Raw genomic sequence first — 16,991 nt, 5'->3', positions numbered from 1 at the left:
GGCCCCAGCGTCAGCGCAGCTCCGCGAGGCCTCTCCGGGTGGCGGCGACGACCACCCGGTCGCCCTTCGCCAGCACATGGGAGGAAGAGGTGTCGGCGCGGCCCAGCAGCGCCAGTACCCGCCAGGACCCGGCCCGGAAGGCCTCCCGCACGGTGCGGCCCTCCAGCTGGGGATGCCCGTCCACGTCCACCGCGGCGAACAGCAGCACCCTCCGCTCCACGGCGACGGCCCCGAGCACCTGTCGCCCCAGCATGGCCCCGGCGAACGCCGGGGCGGCCAGGTGGGTGACGCTCCGGCTCCGGGTCAGCGCCTGCGGGTAGGCGGTGCGGAGGGTGCGGTAGACGGCGGTGGCGAAGTCGTCGTCGTACAGCCGTAGCACCACCCGCAGATCGGGCCGTACGGTCCGCGCGTAGAGCACGGCCTCCAGGTTGGTGGTGTCGGAGCTGGTCACCGCGAGCAGGGCCTGGGCCCGTTGGATCTGGGCGGCCTCCAGGACGCCTTCCTGGGTGACGTCCCCGAGCACCACCGGCACCCGCAGCCGGCGGGCGGTGGCGAGCCCGCGCGCCTCCGGGTCGGACTCGACGCACACCACCGGGATGTTCAGTTCCCGCAGCCGGGTCAGCACCCGCGTACCGATCTTGCCGAGCCCGAGCAGGACGACATGGCCGCTCAGGCCGCGCGGCGGCTTGCGCAGGGCGGAGGCGGTGCGGAAGGTGCCGAACGCCTCCAGCGCGGCGGCCAGCAGCAACGGCAGCAGCAGCAACCCGACGAGCGCGGAGAGGAGTTGGAGGAGCTGGCGGCCCAGGGGTTCCCTGAGGGCCGGATCGTCGATCGCGAACAGGTCGAGGAGGGTGATGTAGAAGGCGCGCAGCGGATGGATGCCGGTGACCAGCCACAGGGCGACCGCGAGGCCCACCACGCAGCCGGCGAGCACGGCCAGGGACCAGCGCAGCCGCCGGGAGAACAGGGAGCCGAGCGGTGGTACGCCGGTCATCGCGCGACGGGCGGGCGCGGCGGACTCGCCACCGGCCGGGGCGGAGACGTGTTCCAGCACCACGGCCTGCCGCCCGGCGGCCTGCCGGACCTCCTCGTCGTCGGGGAGCAGCCGGGGCTGCTGTTCCCCGGCGCCGTAGGGGCCGTCGGTGCCGGCCGGGTCGCCGCCCGAGAGCAGGGCGAGCGTGTACAGCCCGGTGCCGGGGCCGTCCCCGGGCAGCGGCCGTTCCACGGCCCGCAGCAGCAGGCCCTCGGTCTGGACGACCCTGCTCGTGCCGGCGACGGCGGTGGCGGCCAGCGCGGGTGCGGCGGTGTCGGCGTCGGACAGCACGGTGGTGGAGGCCTCGGCGGCGGTGCCGGGACCGTCGTCGTCCCCCGCGGCCAACGAGGCGGCCTGGTCGAGGAGTTCCTCGATGTGCTGGCCCAGCCGCCGGTTGTAGAGCCGCAGGACGAGCCGCAGCCGGGGGTTGAGCCGGCGGGCGGTCAGGGCGGCCCGGATGTTGGTCTCGTCGTCGTCGTACACCAGGGCCAGCGCGGCGGCCCGGGCCACCCCGGCCTCGGCGAGCACCGCCTCGGTCAGCTCGGCGGCCTCCAGCACCCCTTCCCCGTCCGGGTGTTGGCCGGCCGTGGCGCCGGCGGGCTGCCCGCCCGTGCCGGAGCGGCCGACGGTGCCCACGGCGGCGCTGACCACGCGGTCGAACAGCGCCGCCGACGCGGACCGGGCACGGCCGACCACCGGGGGCCGGACGGTGCGCTCGTTCGGTGGCACGACGAGGGTGACCTGTTCGCCGTAGACCCCGCGCAACTCGGCGGCCAGCCGGTGCGCGAGCCCGTCGTCACCGCACACCACCATGTGCGCCGGCGGAGACGCCGGCCCCCCTTGATACGGAACGCTCGCCACGAGGGAAAAGAGTGCACCAAGGAGTCGAGTGGTTCCAGCAACGGTCTGAACGCCCGCGCCGGAACCGCCGTGCCGTCCGGGTCACCGGCTTCCTGGCCCTGGACCACGCGGGCCGGCCCTACCTGGTCCGCATGGCCCTCAACTGCTGTGCCGCGGACGCCCAGCCGGTGAAGATCGCGCTGACCGGCGCGCTGCCGCCGGTCCTCCGCCCGGACGCCTGGCTGGAGGTGACGGCGCGTACGCCCCCGGGCTCACCCACGACCCGGTCAACGACGGCCCCATCCCCTACCTGAGGGTCACCTCCAGCCGTCCGGTCCCGGCACCGCGCGACCCCTACGACGAGACCTGGAACACCTGAGCCGGTACCGGCCACCGGCACCGGCCCCGGCTACCGGTCGGCCGCCGCGGTGTCGAAGTCGAAGCGGGCGAGGTCCCTGAGCCACACCTCCGCGTTGCCGTCCGAGGGGGCCCGCCAGTCGCCGCGCGGGGAGAGGGAGCCGCCCGCCGACACCTTCGGGCCGTTCGGCATGGCCGAGCGCTTGAACTGCGAGAACGCGAAGAAGCGGCGGCAGAACACCTCCAGCCAGTGCCGGATCTCCGGCAGGTCGTACGCCACCCGCTTGGCCTCGGGGAAGTTCGGCGGCCAGGCGCCGGACTTCGCGTCGTGCCAGGCGTGCCAGGCCAGGAAGGCGATCTTGGAGGGCCGGAAGCCGTAGCGCAGCACCTGGAAGAGGGTGAAGTCGTGCAGCGCGTACGGGCCGATCTTCGACTCGGTGGACTGCATCTCCTCGCCCGGCACCAGCTCCGGGCTGATCTCGGTGTCCAGGATCGCGGCCAGGATCCCGCCGGTCTCCTCGTCGAACTGGCCGCTGTTGATCACCCAGCGGATCAGGTGCTGGATGAAGGTCTTCGGCACCCCCGAGTTGACGTTGTAGTGGCTCATCTGGTCGCCGACGCCGTACGTGGACCAGCCGAGCGCCAGCTCGGAGAGGTCCCCGGTGCCGAGGACGATGCCGCCGCGCTGGTTGGCCAGCCGGAACAGGTAGTCGGTGCGCAGGCCGGCCTGCACGTTCTCGAAGGTGACGTCGTACACCGGCTCCCCGGAGGCGAACGGGTGGCCGATCTCCTTCAGCATCAGCCGCGCGGTCGGCGTGATGTCCAGCTCGGCCGCGGTGACGCCGAGCGCCCGCATCAGCTTGTGCGCGTTGTCCTTGGTGTGGTCGCTGGTGGCGAAGCCCGGCAGGGTGAAGGCCAGGATGTCGCCGCGCGGCCGGCCCGCGCGGTCCATCGCCCGGGCGGCGACGATCAGCGCGTGCGTGGAGTCCAGACCGCCGGACACGCCGATGACGACCTTCGGGCCGCCGATCGCCGCGAGCCGCTGCTGGAGCCCGGCGACCTGGATGTTGTAGGCCTCGTAGCAGTCCAGGGCGAGCCGTTCGGGGTCGGCGGGCACGAACGGGAACCGCTCCACGCGCCGGCGCAGCCCGAGGTCGGTGAGCGGCGGGTCCAGGTCGAAGGAGACGGTCCGGAAGTCACCGGTCCGGGCGGCGTGGGCCCGGCGGTTGTCGTCGAAGGTGCCCATCCGGTGCCGCTCCTGCCGCAGCAGGTCGAGGTCCACGTCGGCGACCGCGTACTGGTCGCCGAGCGGGAAGCGGTCGGTCTCGGCGAGCAGCACCCCGTTCTCGTAGATCATGGTCTGCCCGTCCCAGGACAGGTCGGTGGTCGACTCGCCGAGGCCCGCCGCCGCGTAGACGTACGCGGCGAGGCAGCGGGAGGACGCCGAGCGGCACAGCAGCTTGCGGTCCTCGGCCCGGCCGACCGTGATCGGGCTGCCCGAGAGGTTCACCAGCACGGTCGCCCCGGCGAGGGCGGCCTCCGCGCTCGGCGGCACCGGCACCCACATGTCCTCGCAGATCTCGGTGTGCAGCACGAGCCCCGGCACGTCCTCGGCCGCGAACAGCAGGTCCACCCCGAACGGCGCCTCGGCACCCGCGACCCGGATGGTCCCGCCCCGCTCGTCGTGCCCGTCGGCGATCTGCCGGCGCTCGTAGAACTCGCGGTAGTTCGGCGGGTACGACTTCGGTACGACACCGAGGATCCGGCCGCGGTGCACGAGCACCGCGCAGTTGTAGATCCGGTGGCGGTGGCGCAGCGGGGCGCCGACGACCAGCACCGGCAGCAGCTCCGCCGACCCGGCCACGATGGTCCGCAGCGCCGCCTCGACCTGGTCGAGCAGCGCGTCCTGGAGCAGCAGGTCCTCGATCGAGTAGCCGGTCAGGCCCAGCTCGGGGAAGACGGCGACGGCGACGCCCTCGTCCGCGCATCGGCGCGCCAGGCGCAGGACCGACTCGGCGTTGGCCTGCGGGTCGGCGATGACGGTGTGGCCGGTGCACGCGGCGATCCGCGCGAAGCCGTGGCTGTAGAGCGACCAGAAGTTCAACGGGGCTTCCTTCATGTCTGGAAGCCTAGATCCCGGCCGCGCCGGGCTACTCGGCCGCACCGGCCGCACCGGCCGCACCGGCCCACCGGTCCACTGGTCCACCGGTCCGTCGGGGTGCCCGGGGCACGGTCCGCGGGGTACTCGGGGAACGGAGAACGGCCCGCGGGGTACTCGGGTTGCGCGGAGCCGATGGCGAAGAGCTGACGGCGGCGGCGGCTCCGGACGCCCCCCGGCCGATGGCCTCGGCGTGATGGCCCTGGACCGAAGGGCCCGGTCCGGTGGCCTCGGCGTGATGGCCCTGGACCGAAGGGCCCGGTCCGGTGGCCTCGGTCTGATGGCTCCGGTCCGATGGGCCGGGTGTGATGGCCCCGGTCTGATGGGCCCGTCCGATGGCCCCGGACCGCCGAACGACCTGCGGGTTTCACCGCCCCGGTGCCGTCCCCGGCCGGCTGAAACCGCGTTGAAGTCACGCTGAACCGCCCGGGCCGCACGCTCTGCGGCATGACGACAACGGACGCAGACGAACTCGCCATCGCGGCCACCGGGCTGCGCAAGTCCTACGGGGACAAGACCGTCCTCGACGGCATCGACATCCACGTGCCCGCCGGCACCGTCTTCTCCCTCCTCGGACCCAACGGTGCCGGCAAGACCACCGCGGTCAGCATCCTGTCCACGCTGATCTCCCCCGACGGCGGGCAGGCGCGGATCGCCGGGCACGATCTCGCCGCCGAGGCGCAGGCGGTGCGGGCCGCCATCGGGGTCACCGGTCAGTTCTCCGCCGTGGACGGGCTGATCACCGGCGAGGAGAACATGCTCCTGATGGCGGACCTGCACCACCTCTCCAAGCACGAGGGACGGCGCGTCACCGCCGAGCTGCTGGCACGGTTCGACCTCACCGAGGCCGCGAAGAAGCCCGCCTCCACCTACTCCGGCGGCATGAAGCGCCGCCTGGACATCGCCATGACCCTGGTCGGCAGCCCGCGGATCATCTTCCTGGACGAGCCGACCACCGGCCTCGACCCGCGCTCCCGCCACACCATGTGGCAGATCATCCGCGAACTGGTCTCCGGCGGTACGACCGTCTTCCTCACCACCCAGTACCTGGAGGAGGCCGACCAGCTGGCCGACCGCATCGCGGTGCTCAACGGAGGAAAGATCGTCGCCGACGGCAGCGCCGAGCAGCTCAAGCGGCTCGTCCCCGGCGGGCACGTGCGGCTGCGCTTCGCCGACCCGGTGGCGTACGAAGGGGCGGCCATCGCGCTGCGCGAGGCCACCCGGAACGACGAGGCGCTCACCCTCCAGATCCCCAGCGACGGAAGCCAGCGCGAACTGCGCGCCGTCCTCGACTGGCTCGACGCCGCCGGCATCGAGGCCGACGAGCTGTCCGTCCACACCCCCGACCTGGACGACGTGTTCTTCGCCCTCACCGCGAGCCCCGTACCTTCCCAGTCCACCGACAAGGAGACCGCCCGATGAGCGCCGCCGGCCAGCCCTTCCGCGACAACCTCACCATGCTGCGGCGCAACCTGCTGCACGCCCGCCGCTACCCCTCCCTCACCCTGAACCTCCTGCTCACCCCGGTCATCCTGCTGCTGCTCTTCGTCTACGTCTTCGGCGACGTGATGAGCGCCGGCATCAACGGCGGACACGCGGACCGCGCCGACTACGTCGCCTACCTGGTCCCCGGCATCCTGCTGCTGACCGTGAGCATGACCTCGCTCGGCACCGCCGTGTCGGTGGCCACCGACATGACCGAGGGCATCATGGCCCGGTTCCGGACCATGGCCATCTCCCGCGCCTCCGTGCTGATCGGCCACGTGTTCGGCAGCGTCATCCAGACGCTGATGGCCCTGGTGCTGCTGCTGGGCATCGGCCTGGCCATCGGCTTCCGGCCCGACGCGACGCCGCTGGAGTGGATCGCGGCGGCCGGGCTGATGGCGCTGGTCAGCCTGGCGCTGACCTGGCTCGCGGTCGGCATCGGCCTGGTGAGCCCCAACCCCGAGGGGGCCAGCAACACCGGGACGCCCCTGGTGATGCTGCCGTTCCTGTCCAGCGCCTTCGTGCCGGTGGACGCCATGCCGGGCTGGTTCCGCTGGTTCGCCGAGTACCAGCCGTTCTCGCCCGCCATCGAGACCCTGCGCGGGCTGCTGCTCGGCAGCGGGATCGGCACGAAGAACGCGGTGCTCGCCGTCGCCTGGTGCCTGGTGCTGACCGTGCTGGGTTACCTGTGGTCCAAGGCGCAGTTCAACCGGGAGCCCCGGCGTTGACCCCGGCGGGCTCAGCCGGCGGCCGGCCTCTCGCGGATCACCCGGCGCTCAGCTCCCGCAGTGCCACCGCCCGCAGTTCCTCCCGCCCCAGGGCGGCGTACCTCGACCTCGCGTCGGCGTACGCCGCCCTGTCGGCGTTCTCGGCCGCCTGCCGGGACCGGGCCGAGGACAGGGTCGGGAAGTCCCGCACCACCGGCATCCGCTCCGCCAGCGCCACCAGCCGTACGGCCGCCGTATCGCCCCGGGCCAGCCCGGCGAGACCGAGCGCCAGCAACACCGTCCCGTAGACCGGCAGTTCCACGGGGGAGCCGGGGGAGCCGGGGGAGTCGGAGGTGCCGGGGGAGTCAGGGGACTTCGGGGTGCTGGGGGAGCCGGACGAGTCGGAGGTGGACGAACCCGCGGTGCCGGACGAACCCCCGGCACCGGCCGAGCCGGACAGCATCCCGAGGAGCCGCTCCCGCAGTTGCCCGGCCAGCCCCGCCACCGGCTCCAGCCGGCCGTGCTGCGCGTGCGCCGCCAGCGCGGCCGACTGCACCTGGAGCGACCAGGGATGCACGAACGGATCACCGGCATACAGCAGGCTGTCCTCCCGCACCCGCTCCACCGCCCGGCGCCACAGCCCGAGCCCGACCTCCGTCAGCCCCCGGGCCAGCGCGATCTCCGCCCGGGCCAGGAGATCGGGGGTGTAGATCTGCGGTGAGTCCGGCGGCTGCTCCAGGGCCGCGAGCCCCAGCCAGTACTCCGCCTCGTCGACCTCCCCACGCTGAAGACAGGCCAGCACCAGCCCCCAGCGCACGCCGACCGAGTCCGACCAGTCGCCGAACCGGTCGAGAGCGGCGAGCGCGGCGCGCAGATGGTCGTACGCCTCCGCGCCCCGCTCGGACTGGAGGCACAGCTCGCTGATCCGTCCGTGACAGAGCAGCTGCATGGCGGGATTGGCGAGCGGCTCCAGCGCGTCGAGCATCCGGCGGGCGTACTCCAGCGCGCGCTCCGTCTCGTGCGCCGCGTCCCACACGTAGCTGGCGAAGCACGCCGCCACACCCGCCAGCAGGGGTTCGTCCGCGTCGCACAGCTCCCGCAGCAGCGCGTACTCCGGCGGGTGGATGTCCGGTACGGCGCACAGCACGACGGCCAGCGCCCGCAGCAGCGTGTCCGGCGGAGCGGGCGGCAGCCGGCGCAGCGTCACCAACTGCCGTACGGCGTGCGGGCCGTGGGCCATGAAGAGGCTGGCCGTGCACACGGCCGCCGCGGTGCGGGCCGGCTCCACGTCCTCGGGGCCGGGGCGGAAGTGGGACAGCGGCCCGCCGGTGTCGGCGATGAGGGCGGCGAGCCGGGTGAAGTGGGAGTCGGTGGCCCACAGCGAGGCCAGTACGGCGGTGAGGGCGGCGGTGGTGGGCCCGTCGGACCGGGCCAGCGCGTGCCGCAGCACGAGCACGAGGTTGTCCTGCTCGGCCCGTATGCGGTTCCAGGAGGGCGCCGGGTCGCTGCTGAACAGCACATCGTGGTGCTCGCGGCCGAAGTCCCGGGCCCAGTCCAGGAACCGGTCGGTCACCACCTCCTCCTCGCCCGCCTCGGCCCGCCGGGCGGCGCCGAACTCCCGCAGGGTCTCCAGCATGCGAAAGCGCGTCCCGGAGGGGCTGTCGTCCACCTTGACCAGGGACTGACCGGCGAGCTGCTCCAGCAGGAACAGCGCGTCCCCCGTCCCGCCGAGCAGGTACTCCGCCGCGTCCTCGGCGAAGCCGCCCGGGAACACCGACAGCGCGCGCAGCGCAGCCTGGCCGTCGGGCTCCAGCAGGTTCCAGCTCCACTCGACCACGGCGTGCAGCGTGCGGTGCCGCTCGGGCGCGTCACGGGCGCCGCCGCGCAGCAGCGCGAAACGGTCCCGGAGGCGGCGTGCGATGTCGGCCACGGAGAGCACCCGTACCCGGGCCGCGGCCAGTTCCACGGCGAGCGGCAGCCCGTCCAGGTGGCGGCAGATCTCGGCGACCCGGTCGGCGGGCAGGTCCACGCCGGGCCGGGCCGCGCGCGCCCGCTGCTCGAAGAGCTCGACCGCGGTGGCGAGGGACAGCTCCGGCAGGGCGTACACGGACTCCGAGGTCAGCCCCAGCGGGGCCCGGCTGGTCGCCAGGACCCGCAGCTCCTTCGATCGCGACACCAGCGCCCGGACGAGGTCGGCCACGCCGGCGATCACCTGCTCGCAGTTGTCCAGCACCAGCAGCGTGGGCCCCGTACCCAGCGCGCCGGCGATGCCGCCGACCGCGTCGCCGCCCCCGGCGAACTGCCGGCCCTCGCCGGCGCCCACCGCCGAGGCCACCTCGGCGGCGACGTCGTCGTCGGCGGTGACACCGGCCAGGGGGACGAAGTGCACCACGGGCTGCTCGGCAGCCCGGCTCACCGCATGGGACAGCCGGGTCTTGCCCAGCCCGCCGGGTCCCACGACGGTGACGACCCGGGCCGCGCGCAGCAGCCCCGCCACGGCGGAGATGTCGGCGTCCCGCCCCAGCAGCGGGTTCGGCTCGTGCGGCACTCCCTGCCGGATCCGAGGCGCGTCCGCGCTCAACAACTCCTGACAGAGGGACCTGAGCCCGGGACCCGGATCGGTCCCCAGCTCCTCGCGCAACCGCCGCCGATAAGCGTCGTACCGGGTCAGCGCGGCGGCCCGGCCCACGGTGTCCGCCTCGCACCGCAGCAGCTCCGCCAGCACCTCCTCGTCCCGGGGCAGCTCCCGGGCGAGCTCGGCCAGCGGCACCGCGGCCTCCTCCCGCCGCCCCAGCCGGGCGAGCGCGAGCGCACGGGAACGAACGAGCGAGCGGTGCGCCCGGAGCCGGTCGGTACGGAGCGCCACCACCGGATCGTGCAGGTCCTCTCCCGCCCCGGCCCCCACGCTCCCGTCCCACAGGGCCAAGCCCGCCTCGGCCTGCGCCAGGGCACCCGCGTGATCCCCCGCCCGCGCCCGCTCGGCGCTCCCCGCCTCGTACAGCAGCAGCGCGGAGCTGTCGACCTGCGCCTCCTCCAGCGCCAGCCGGTACCCCGTCGGCGTACTGACGACCAGTTCACCACCCAGCTGCGCCCTGAGCCGCGACACCAGCACCTGCACCGCCTTGCCGGGCCGCTCCGGCAGCCCGTCCGGCCACAGCCCCTCCACCAGCCGCCCCGTGCTGCACCCGGCCCGCAGATCCCCGGCGAGCAACGCCACCAGCCCACGGAGCCGGGGAGCGGTGATCTCCCGCCCACGACAGGCGACTTCGGACAGCAGAGCCAACTCGGTCGTCACGCCTGAAGACTAGCCACCCACCGCTCTCGCGGGAGGAAGAGCCCGAGACGGTGGTTTCACGCCCCGGTCGGACCAGCCCCATGCCGTGCGTGGATCCGCTTCACCTGCTCGGCCCAGAAGCCGAGCTTCTCGTCCGCCGACGCGCTCATGGGGAGCAACCGGAGTTCCTTGGCCAACTGATAGAAGCCGGCACCGGCATCGTTGGCACCCAAGTAGTTCACCAGGGCCGACAGCATGAGAGGTGGGTCCGAGGGGGCGAGCTCCTGGTCCCGTTCCACGATCAGTCCGAGCAGGTACCCCATCGCGGCCCGCTCGTCAGCCCGCTCGAAGTCGAAGGGCCGGCAGCCCGTCCGCCGGGCGAGGGTCACGTTGAGCTCGGTGTACGAGGTGAGCCGGCCCAGCTTCGCCCGCTCGACAAGAAAGCCCCGCCCGGCATCCGTCAGCTCGTCCCACTCACTGTCCGCGCGGCCGTATCGAGACATCCCGCCCCCTGAACTGCGTCTGAGCTCCGTCGATCCGTGAGCGGGAACGTACAGCGCCGGCGTAGGGCCCACAATCACTCGACTTCACGGCCGGAGCCGTAGCGGTCGTGCGTTCCTCCGGGGCGAGACCCGCGTGCTGAGCTTCACCAGTGCCGGCACCTCCTTCGGCCTTGCCGTGCGACGGACCGAAGACTGCCTGACGGTCGCCGACAGGAACGGCACCGTCGCACGGACGACGGCGCCGCGGCTCGCCTCCGCCGTGCTGCACACGGCAGAGGACCTGGGTCCCGCCCTCCCCCGGAAGACCCGGTCCGCCTCCGACTGGAAGGCTGGGGTGAGTGCCAGGCTGAGGCGCCCGAAGTGCCGGGACCCCGGCTGCTCTGGGCGCGAGCCTGATGGTCCCCCGATGTCCCCCATGATTACTCGCACGGTCTGGCACGCCCCCCGCCAGGCCGTTTCCGGCCTACGCGCCCGGAGCGCGGAAGGCGACCTCTCGGCGGGCGGCCTGGTCGATCTCTTCGAGTGTGAGGAGGGGAGTGGCCCGGGTGCACAGGGCGCCGCTGGCCTTGACGGTGAGGCTGACGGCGGCCATCGACACCGGGTCGGGCAGGTCGATGATGCACACGAGGTCGTCCTCCCCGAAGGCGAAGTACATGGCCTCGACCGTCCCGCCGAGGTCGGCGACGACTCGGTCGACGGCGTCGCGCCGGCCGCTGGCGCCTTCCTTGAGCAGCCCCTTCGTGCCCTCTGGCGTGTAGGTGGCCTGGATGAGGAACTTCGGCATAGGGCTGCTCCCGTCCGCTGCTTGTCCGACAGCACCATGGCCTACCCGCTGCCACGCGGGTCGCCACTCACCGAACGGCTTGATTCACCCGGAAGCCGAACGTCTTTACTCCTCGGCTGAGTGGCCACCGGAGGTTGGTTACGGTCGCGGATTCAGACGTCGGTCGGCGGTTGCTTTAGGAGGAGTCGGAGACGACGAATACTCGACGCGCACCATCGCGCACCATTACGCGCGCAGGCTGTCGACCTGACACTTCCTTTACCCGTCTGCCCTATGGTCGGAAGCCGCAGCTGCGAACCGGGGGAGGCGACAGTGACGGGGGACGGCAAGGTGCCCGGCAAGGTGCTGGACATCAAGACCGCCGACATCAAGGCGGCGGCACCGGCCTTCCAGCAAGGGGCCATCGATCTGAGCAAGGCGCTGACCACGCTGATCCAGACGCTGGACGGCCTGGGGGAGCCCTGGGGCCACGACGAGCAGGGCGACAAGTTCGGCAACGCCTACAAGCCACAGCAGAAGAAGATCGAGAGCGCGGCGGGCATCCTGGTGCTCGGCCTGACGAGCATCCACGAGGCCATGGTGGACCTGTCGGACGGGCACGTGGACAACGACCAGCTGATCGCCGGCATGTTCACGCAAGTGAAGACCGGCAAGCAGAGCGACGGTGCCGGTGAGCGTTGAGGACAAGGCCCGCCACATCCTTCTGAAGCTGGGTCTGTGGTGGCCCGAGGCCGACTCCGGCAAGCTGAGGGACGCCGCGAAGGCCTGGCGTACCTTCGCCGATTCGGTGGACGACGTGCGCGCTCCCGTGCACCGCAGCGCGTCCTCGATCATCCACAACAACACCGGTGAGTCGATCGAGGCGTTCGAGAAGTTCTGGGGCCGCTACGCCAAGGACCAGGACGGCGGCTGGCTGAGCGACCTCGCGAAGTCGTCGCGGGAGATGGCCAAGGCGCTGGAGAAGTTCGCCGACGCCATCGACGACGCGATCAACAAGCTCTGGACGCAGATCGGCATCGACGCCGCCGTGATCGCGGGCGGGGTGACGCTGGCCTTCTTCACCGCGGGCCTGGCCTCCGGGGCCGCGGTCGCGGCGGCGGACGCGGTCATCGAGTTCGGCGCCACCATGGGCATCGCGGTCACCACGACGGTGGCCGAGATCGCCGCCGGCACCCTGGTCGCCGCCGCGTTCGGCGGGGTCGAATCGGTCGCCGTCGACCTCGCCGTGGCCCAGCCGCTGAAGATGGCGACCGGTCTGCAGCACGGCTTCAGCCTGGACGAGGTCAACCAGGCCGCCAAGGACGGCATGATCTTCGGCGGCGCGCTGGGCGCGGGCGGCGGCCTGTTGAAGGCGAGCATGGAGGGCGGGCTGGCCGACACCACGCCCCTGCTGCTGCGCCCGCCGTCCCTCCGCCCCGACCTGGTGGAGCTGGGCCCGGCCGCCCGCAACGCCGAGCGCACCCCGTGTGTGGGCGAGCCGATCGACGTGGCGACCGGCGCCATGCTGATGACGCAGACCGATCTCACCCTGCCGGGCAGTCTGCCGCTGGAGTTCACCCGCACCCACCTCTCCTCCTACCGAGGTGGCGTCTGCTTCGGCCCGACCTGGATCTCCACCCTGGACGAGTGCCTCCAGATCGACGGCGAGGGTGTTGTCTTCGCCGCGGCCGACGGCATGCGCCTGGTCTACCCGGTGCCGCAGCCCGGCGTGCCCACGATGCCGGCCAAGGGCCCGCGCTGGCCCCTGGAATGGGACGGCAAACCGGACGGCGCGATGACGGTCACCGACCCCTCGACGGGCGTGACCCGCACCTTCGCCGCCCCCGTCCCCTCCCCGTCCTTCGGCGTCTTCCACCTGGCGCTGGACTCCTGGAGCGACCGCAACGGCAACCGCATCGACGTCGAACGCGACGACGACGGCATCCCGTTCGGAATCCGCCACTCCGGCGGCTACTACGTCGCCGTCGACACCCAGGGCCCGCGCATCACGGCCCTGCGCCTGCTGGACGAGCCGCCCTCCCGTTACCGCCCGTCCGCCGCGCCCGACGAGGGCACGGTCGTCATGCGCTACGCCTACGACACCGCCGGCAACCTCACCGAGATCATCAACTCCAGCGACGAGCCCCTGCGCTTCACCTACGACACCGAGGGCCGCGTCACCCGCTGGACCGACCGCAACGGCACCTGGTTCTCGTACGTCTACGACGAGCGGGGCCGGGTGGTCCGCACCGAGGGCGTCGACGGCATCCTCTCCGGGACACTGACGTACGACGACGAAGAACGCACCACGACGTACACCGACTCCCAGGGCCACACCTCGGTCCACCGGTACAACGCCGAGGGCCTGGTGGTGGAGGAGACCGACCCACTTGGGCATGTCACCCGCACGGAGTGGGACGAGTACGGCGCCCATCCGGTCGCGGTGACCGATCCGCTGGGCCACACGACCCGGTACACCTACGACGACGCCGGGCACCTGGTCCAACTCTCCCTGGCGGACGGATCGGTCGCACGGGCCACGTACAACCTGCTCGGGCTGCCGACCGAGGTGATCGAGCCGGGCGGCGCGGTCTGGCGGCACACGTACGACGAGCGGGGCAACCTGCTGACGACCATCGACCCGCTCGGCGCGGAGACCCGTTACACGTACGACACGACGGGCCGGCCGACGCAGATCACCAATGCCCTCGGCCACACCCGCACGGTCGCCTACGACGCGGCAGGTCTGTCCATCTCCCTCACGGACGAACTCGGCCACACGACGACCGTCCGCCGGGATTCCTTCGGCCGGGTGGTCGAGGTGACGGACCCGCTCGGGAGCCAGACCCGCCTGGGCTGGACGACGGAGGGCAAACCCGCCTGGCGCGAACATCCCGACAGGGCCCGGGAGACCTGGTCCTGGGACGGGGAGGGCAACCTGCTCTCCCACACGGACGCCGCCGGCAACACCACCCGGCACACCCCGCACCACTTCGACGTGCCCGCCACCAGGACCGACCCGAACGGGGCGCACTACGAGTTCACCTATGACACGGAACTCCGCCTGACGGCCGTCCGCAACCCGCTGGGTCACACCTGGTCGTACACCTACGACGAGGCCGGTCGCCTCGTGGCCGAGACGGACTTCAACGGCCGCACCGTCACGTATACGCACAACGCCGTGGGCGGCCTGCTGTCACGGACCAACGGTGCGGGAGAGACCACGGCCTTCACCCGCGACGCCCTCGGCAGGATCCTGGAACAGCGGAGCGGCACAGCGGACGTCACGACGTACGCGTACGCCCCCACCGGTCATCTCACGCGCGCCGCCGGCCCGGAGGCGGAGCTGGTGTACGGGCGGGACGCGCTCGGCAGGGTGCTGTCGGAGACCATGAACGGCCGGACGACGACACACGCCTACGATGCCCTGGGACGGCGGATTCGCCGCACCACCCCTTCCGGCCTGACCTCTCGCTGGACGTACGACGCGGCGGGGCGTCCGACCGCGCTGGACTCCTTCGCGGGGAGCCTGTCCTTCGCCTACGATGCCGCCGGCCGTGAGACGGAGCGCCGTCTCGGTGCCGACGTGACCCTCGCCCAGAGCTGGGACGCGGCCGGTCGTCTCGCCGTCCAGTCGCTGACGTCGGCACCGGTCGCGGGCGAGGCCCGCCGCCTCCTGGAGTATCGGGAGTACGCCTACCGGGCCGACGGCTACCTCACCGAGATCCGGGAACTCACGGCCGGGACACGGAGCTTCGACCTCGACGCCACGGGCCGCGTCACCGGCGTACGGGCGCTGGGCTGGACCGAGACCTACGCCTACGACACGGTGGGGAACGTGTCGCACGCCGCCGCGCCCGCGCACGAGAGTCCGGGTGACAGGGAGTTCACCGGCACGGTCATCCGCCGCTCGGGCGGCACGACGTACGACCACGACGGCCAGGGGCGGCTCGTCGCCAAGACCCGCCGGCTCCTGAACGGGGAGCGACGGACCTGGACGTACGCCTGGAACGCCGAGGACCGCCTGACGGAGGTCGTCACGCCGGACGGCAGCCGCTGGCGCTACTCCTACGATCCCTTGGGCCGGCGCATTGCCAAGTACCGGTTGGCGGAGAACGGTTCCCCCGTCGAGCGCACGGAGTTCACCTGGGACGACACCTGCCTGGCCGAGCAGACCGCACCCGACGGCACGACGACCACCTGGGAATACGCCCCCGGCACACACCGCCCGCTGGCCCAGACCGACCACCGGCCCTCCGGAGGCGCCGCGGAGACCTCCTTCCTGGCCCGGCTGGCGGAGGAGACCGCCGCCGGTCACGCGCCTCGCTTCCACGCCGTCGTCACCGACGCGGCAGGCACACCGACCGAGCTGGTCACGGCGGACGGTGCCGTGGCGTGGCGGCGGCGTACCTCGCTGTGGGGGACGCCGATCGGCACCGGGGTGGAGACCGGCTCCGTGGACTGCCCCCTGCGCTTCCCCGGCCAGTACCACGATGTCGAAACCGGGCTGCACTACAACTACTTCCGCTTCTACGATCCGGAAACCGCACGCTATCTTTCGCCCGACCCACTCGGTCTTGATCCCGCGCCGAACCATCACGCGTACCTGCTGAACCCCTTCCGGTGGATCGACCCGACGGGATTGGTGAAGTGCGCTCAGGAGGCACTCGACAAGGCCTTCGAGATGGACAATACGCCGCGGAAGCTCGAACACGTCATCGATCCCCCGAAGCACGGCTTCGAGGAGATCGTGAAGAATTCGGGAGGACGTTCCGAAGCGTTCCGGCGCATCGTCAACAGCCTCGGGGAGAGCGACGACCTACCGGAATCCGGTGGTTTCGTCGTCGACCGTACAATCGACGGAGAAACGGTCACCATTCGCGGCGCCATGGTCAACGGGATACCCCGCGTCGGAACCGCGTTCATCCAAGACAAGTTCCCAGGAAAGACACCATGACGGACCGCCCTGCCACCAGACCGCTCTCCCCCCTCGAACAGCGCGTCCTCGTCAAGCTCCTCTCGGCAGAGTTCCCGGGCGCGCGGGAGCTGAGGAGCCAGCTGGCGCACACCCGTGTCACCCGTCCCTGGGGGAGCGAGTCCCCGAGCGTCGATCTGGACGTGCCCCCCGGTGTCTCGGAAGCGGGAATCGAGGACGGCATCATTCCGGCCACCGGTACGGTCACGGACGACTCCGGCGAATTGTTCGGCGAACTGCTGGTCTGGGTGAGCGACGGCAGGCTCTCGGCCCTGGAGTTCTCGTGGTACGGCGACACCGCTCCGACGGAACTCCCGGATCCCGGCCTCGTCACCGTGACGGTGCGGTGAGCCGGAGAGGACCCCGGCTTGAGGTTCGTTGAGACCCACTGGCACGGCTCCGGCTTCTTCCTGGACCCGTCCGCCTACCTGGCCGAGCTTCCGCGCCTGCGTGGCGTACTCCCGCCGGGCGCCTGGGCCTTCGCCTCCGACCCAGGGCACTACGACATGCCCCGCGCCGACCGGTGCGTCAAGGACCTGGAACTGGCCGCGATCCGTCCGGCGACCGACAAGAGCGGACGGCTGATCCTGGACTTCGCGCCCTACGAGTTCAAGCACGGTTCCGGCCTGCGCATCAGCTACTCAGGCGTGACACACTTCTCCATCAATTATGCGCATGCCGTCGACTGGATGCTCGTCGACACCGTGCTCCTCGACGAGATCGTCCCCGACGAGGACGGCGGCTGCGTGCACGAGATCGCGCTCACCGAAGCGTCGATCACCGTGCGCTGCGAGGACCTGCACGCCGTGTGGGGGACGCGAGTTGAGGGGTGACCGGGATCGTCGCCCGCTCAGAGGTCCTTGGCCGGCCGTGCCGCACCTCACTCGCGCGTGCGC

Annotated in this window: 11 protein-coding genes and 1 pseudogene; 7 read left to right on the top strand and 5 right to left on the bottom strand. The window is 72.1% G+C overall.

All coding sequences use genetic code 11. The features are described from left to right. Window positions 1-10 precede the first annotated feature (10 nt). Window positions 11-1,846 (bottom strand): NAD(P)-binding protein, encoded by a 1,836-nt coding sequence (locus IE273_RS22050; RefSeq protein ID WP_189816896.1) that lies wholly within the window; start codon window positions 1,844-1,846, stop codon window positions 11-13. Between the two features lie 116 nt (window positions 1,847-1,962). Here IE273_RS22050 and IE273_RS22045 point away from each other — a divergent pair. Beyond that, window positions 1,963-2,252 (top strand): annotated as a pseudogene (locus IE273_RS22045) (TIGR03943 family putative permease subunit); the annotation flags it as partial. A gap of 30 nt (window positions 2,253-2,282) precedes the next feature. Here the strand turns inward: IE273_RS22045 and IE273_RS22040 are convergent. Next, entirely contained in the window at window positions 2,283-4,349 is a 2,067-nt protein-coding gene (locus tag IE273_RS22040; RefSeq protein ID WP_189816895.1) for an NAD(+) synthase, read from the bottom strand. 486 nt (window positions 4,350-4,835) lie between these two features. Between IE273_RS22040 and IE273_RS22035 the strand changes: the two genes are divergently transcribed. Together IE273_RS22035 and IE273_RS22030 are read left to right on the top strand one after the other, a co-directional pair. After that, window positions 4,836-5,810 (top strand): ATP-binding cassette domain-containing protein, encoded by a 975-nt coding sequence (locus IE273_RS22035; protein WP_189816894.1) that lies wholly within the window; start codon window positions 4,836-4,838, stop codon window positions 5,808-5,810. Beyond that, window positions 5,807-6,601 carry an ABC transporter permease gene (locus IE273_RS22030; RefSeq protein ID WP_189816893.1) on the top strand — a complete coding sequence of 265 codons (795 nt, stop codon included), beginning with the start codon at window positions 5,807-5,809 and terminating at the stop codon, window positions 6,599-6,601. The genes IE273_RS22035 and IE273_RS22030 overlap by 4 nt, the downstream gene beginning before the upstream one ends. Window positions 6,602-6,638: 37 nt before the next feature. Here the strand turns inward: IE273_RS22030 and IE273_RS22025 are convergent, their stop codons facing one another. The 3 genes from IE273_RS22025 to IE273_RS22015 all read right to left on the bottom strand — a co-directional run bounded on the left by IE273_RS22025 (window position 6,639) and on the right by IE273_RS22015 (window position 11,141). Further along, on the bottom strand, window positions 6,639-9,875 hold the full coding sequence (locus tag IE273_RS22025) for an ATP-binding protein (protein ID WP_189816892.1): 3,237 nt from the start codon (window positions 9,873-9,875) through the stop codon (window positions 6,639-6,641). A 56-nt stretch (window positions 9,876-9,931) separates the two neighbouring features. Further along, the gene (locus tag IE273_RS22020; RefSeq protein ID WP_189816891.1) at window positions 9,932-10,357 is read right to left on the bottom strand and encodes a hypothetical protein; all 426 of its coding nucleotides are present in this window, start codon (window positions 10,355-10,357) and stop codon (window positions 9,932-9,934) included. 463 nt (window positions 10,358-10,820) lie between these two features. Beyond that, entirely contained in the window at window positions 10,821-11,141 is a 321-nt protein-coding gene (locus tag IE273_RS22015) for a GYD domain-containing protein (RefSeq protein ID WP_014674007.1), read from the bottom strand. Window positions 11,142-11,453: 312 nt separating this feature from the next. Here IE273_RS22015 and IE273_RS22010 point away from each other — a divergent pair, with 312 nt between their 5' ends. Genes IE273_RS22010 through IE273_RS21995 form a run of 4 tightly spaced genes read left to right on the top strand, consistent with a single transcriptional unit; the run spans window position 11,454 to window position 16,928 of the window. After that, window positions 11,454-11,822: a hypothetical protein gene (locus IE273_RS22010; RefSeq protein WP_229887321.1), complete on the top strand. Its 369-nt coding sequence runs from the start codon at window positions 11,454-11,456 to the stop codon at window positions 11,820-11,822. After that, on the top strand, window positions 11,812-16,077 hold the full coding sequence (locus tag IE273_RS22005) for a DUF6531 domain-containing protein (protein ID WP_189816889.1): 4,266 nt from the start codon (window positions 11,812-11,814) through the stop codon (window positions 16,075-16,077). Before IE273_RS22010 ends, IE273_RS22005 begins: the two co-directional genes overlap by 11 nt. Continuing rightward, on the top strand, window positions 16,074-16,445 hold the full coding sequence (locus IE273_RS22000) for a hypothetical protein (RefSeq protein WP_189816888.1): 372 nt from the start codon (window positions 16,074-16,076) through the stop codon (window positions 16,443-16,445). The genes IE273_RS22005 and IE273_RS22000 overlap by 4 nt, the downstream gene beginning before the upstream one ends. A gap of 18 nt (window positions 16,446-16,463) precedes the next feature. Further along, on the top strand, window positions 16,464-16,928 hold the full coding sequence (locus tag IE273_RS21995; protein WP_189816887.1) for a hypothetical protein: 465 nt from the start codon (window positions 16,464-16,466) through the stop codon (window positions 16,926-16,928). The last annotated feature ends 63 nt before the right edge of the window (window positions 16,929-16,991 follow it).

Origin of the sequence: Streptomyces olivaceoviridis (assembly GCF_014650115.1) — a bacterium.
Classification (GTDB): domain Bacteria; phylum Actinomycetota; class Actinomycetes; order Streptomycetales; family Streptomycetaceae; genus Streptomyces; species Streptomyces olivaceoviridis.
Note: the sequence above shows the minus strand (reverse complement) of the source record. Positions and strands in the feature narration are given on the sequence as shown.

Coding starts and splice junctions, on each gene's coding strand:
- IE273_RS22035 (WP_189816894.1), top strand. CDS start 4,836: ATGACGACAACGGACGCAGACGAACTCGCCATCGCGGCCACCGGGCTG.
- IE273_RS22050 (WP_189816896.1), bottom strand. CDS start 1,846: ATGGTGGTGTGCGGTGACGACGGGCTCGCGCACCGGCTGGCCGCCGAG.
- IE273_RS22015 (WP_014674007.1), bottom strand. CDS start 11,141: ATGCCGAAGTTCCTCATCCAGGCCACCTACACGCCAGAGGGCACGAAG.
- IE273_RS22000 (WP_189816888.1), top strand. CDS start 16,074: ATGACGGACCGCCCTGCCACCAGACCGCTCTCCCCCCTCGAACAGCGC.
- IE273_RS22040 (WP_189816895.1), bottom strand. CDS start 4,349: ATGAAGGAAGCCCCGTTGAACTTCTGGTCGCTCTACAGCCACGGCTTC.
- IE273_RS22030 (WP_189816893.1), top strand. CDS start 5,807: ATGAGCGCCGCCGGCCAGCCCTTCCGCGACAACCTCACCATGCTGCGG.
- IE273_RS22020 (WP_189816891.1), bottom strand. CDS start 10,357: ATGTCTCGATACGGCCGCGCGGACAGTGAGTGGGACGAGCTGACGGAT.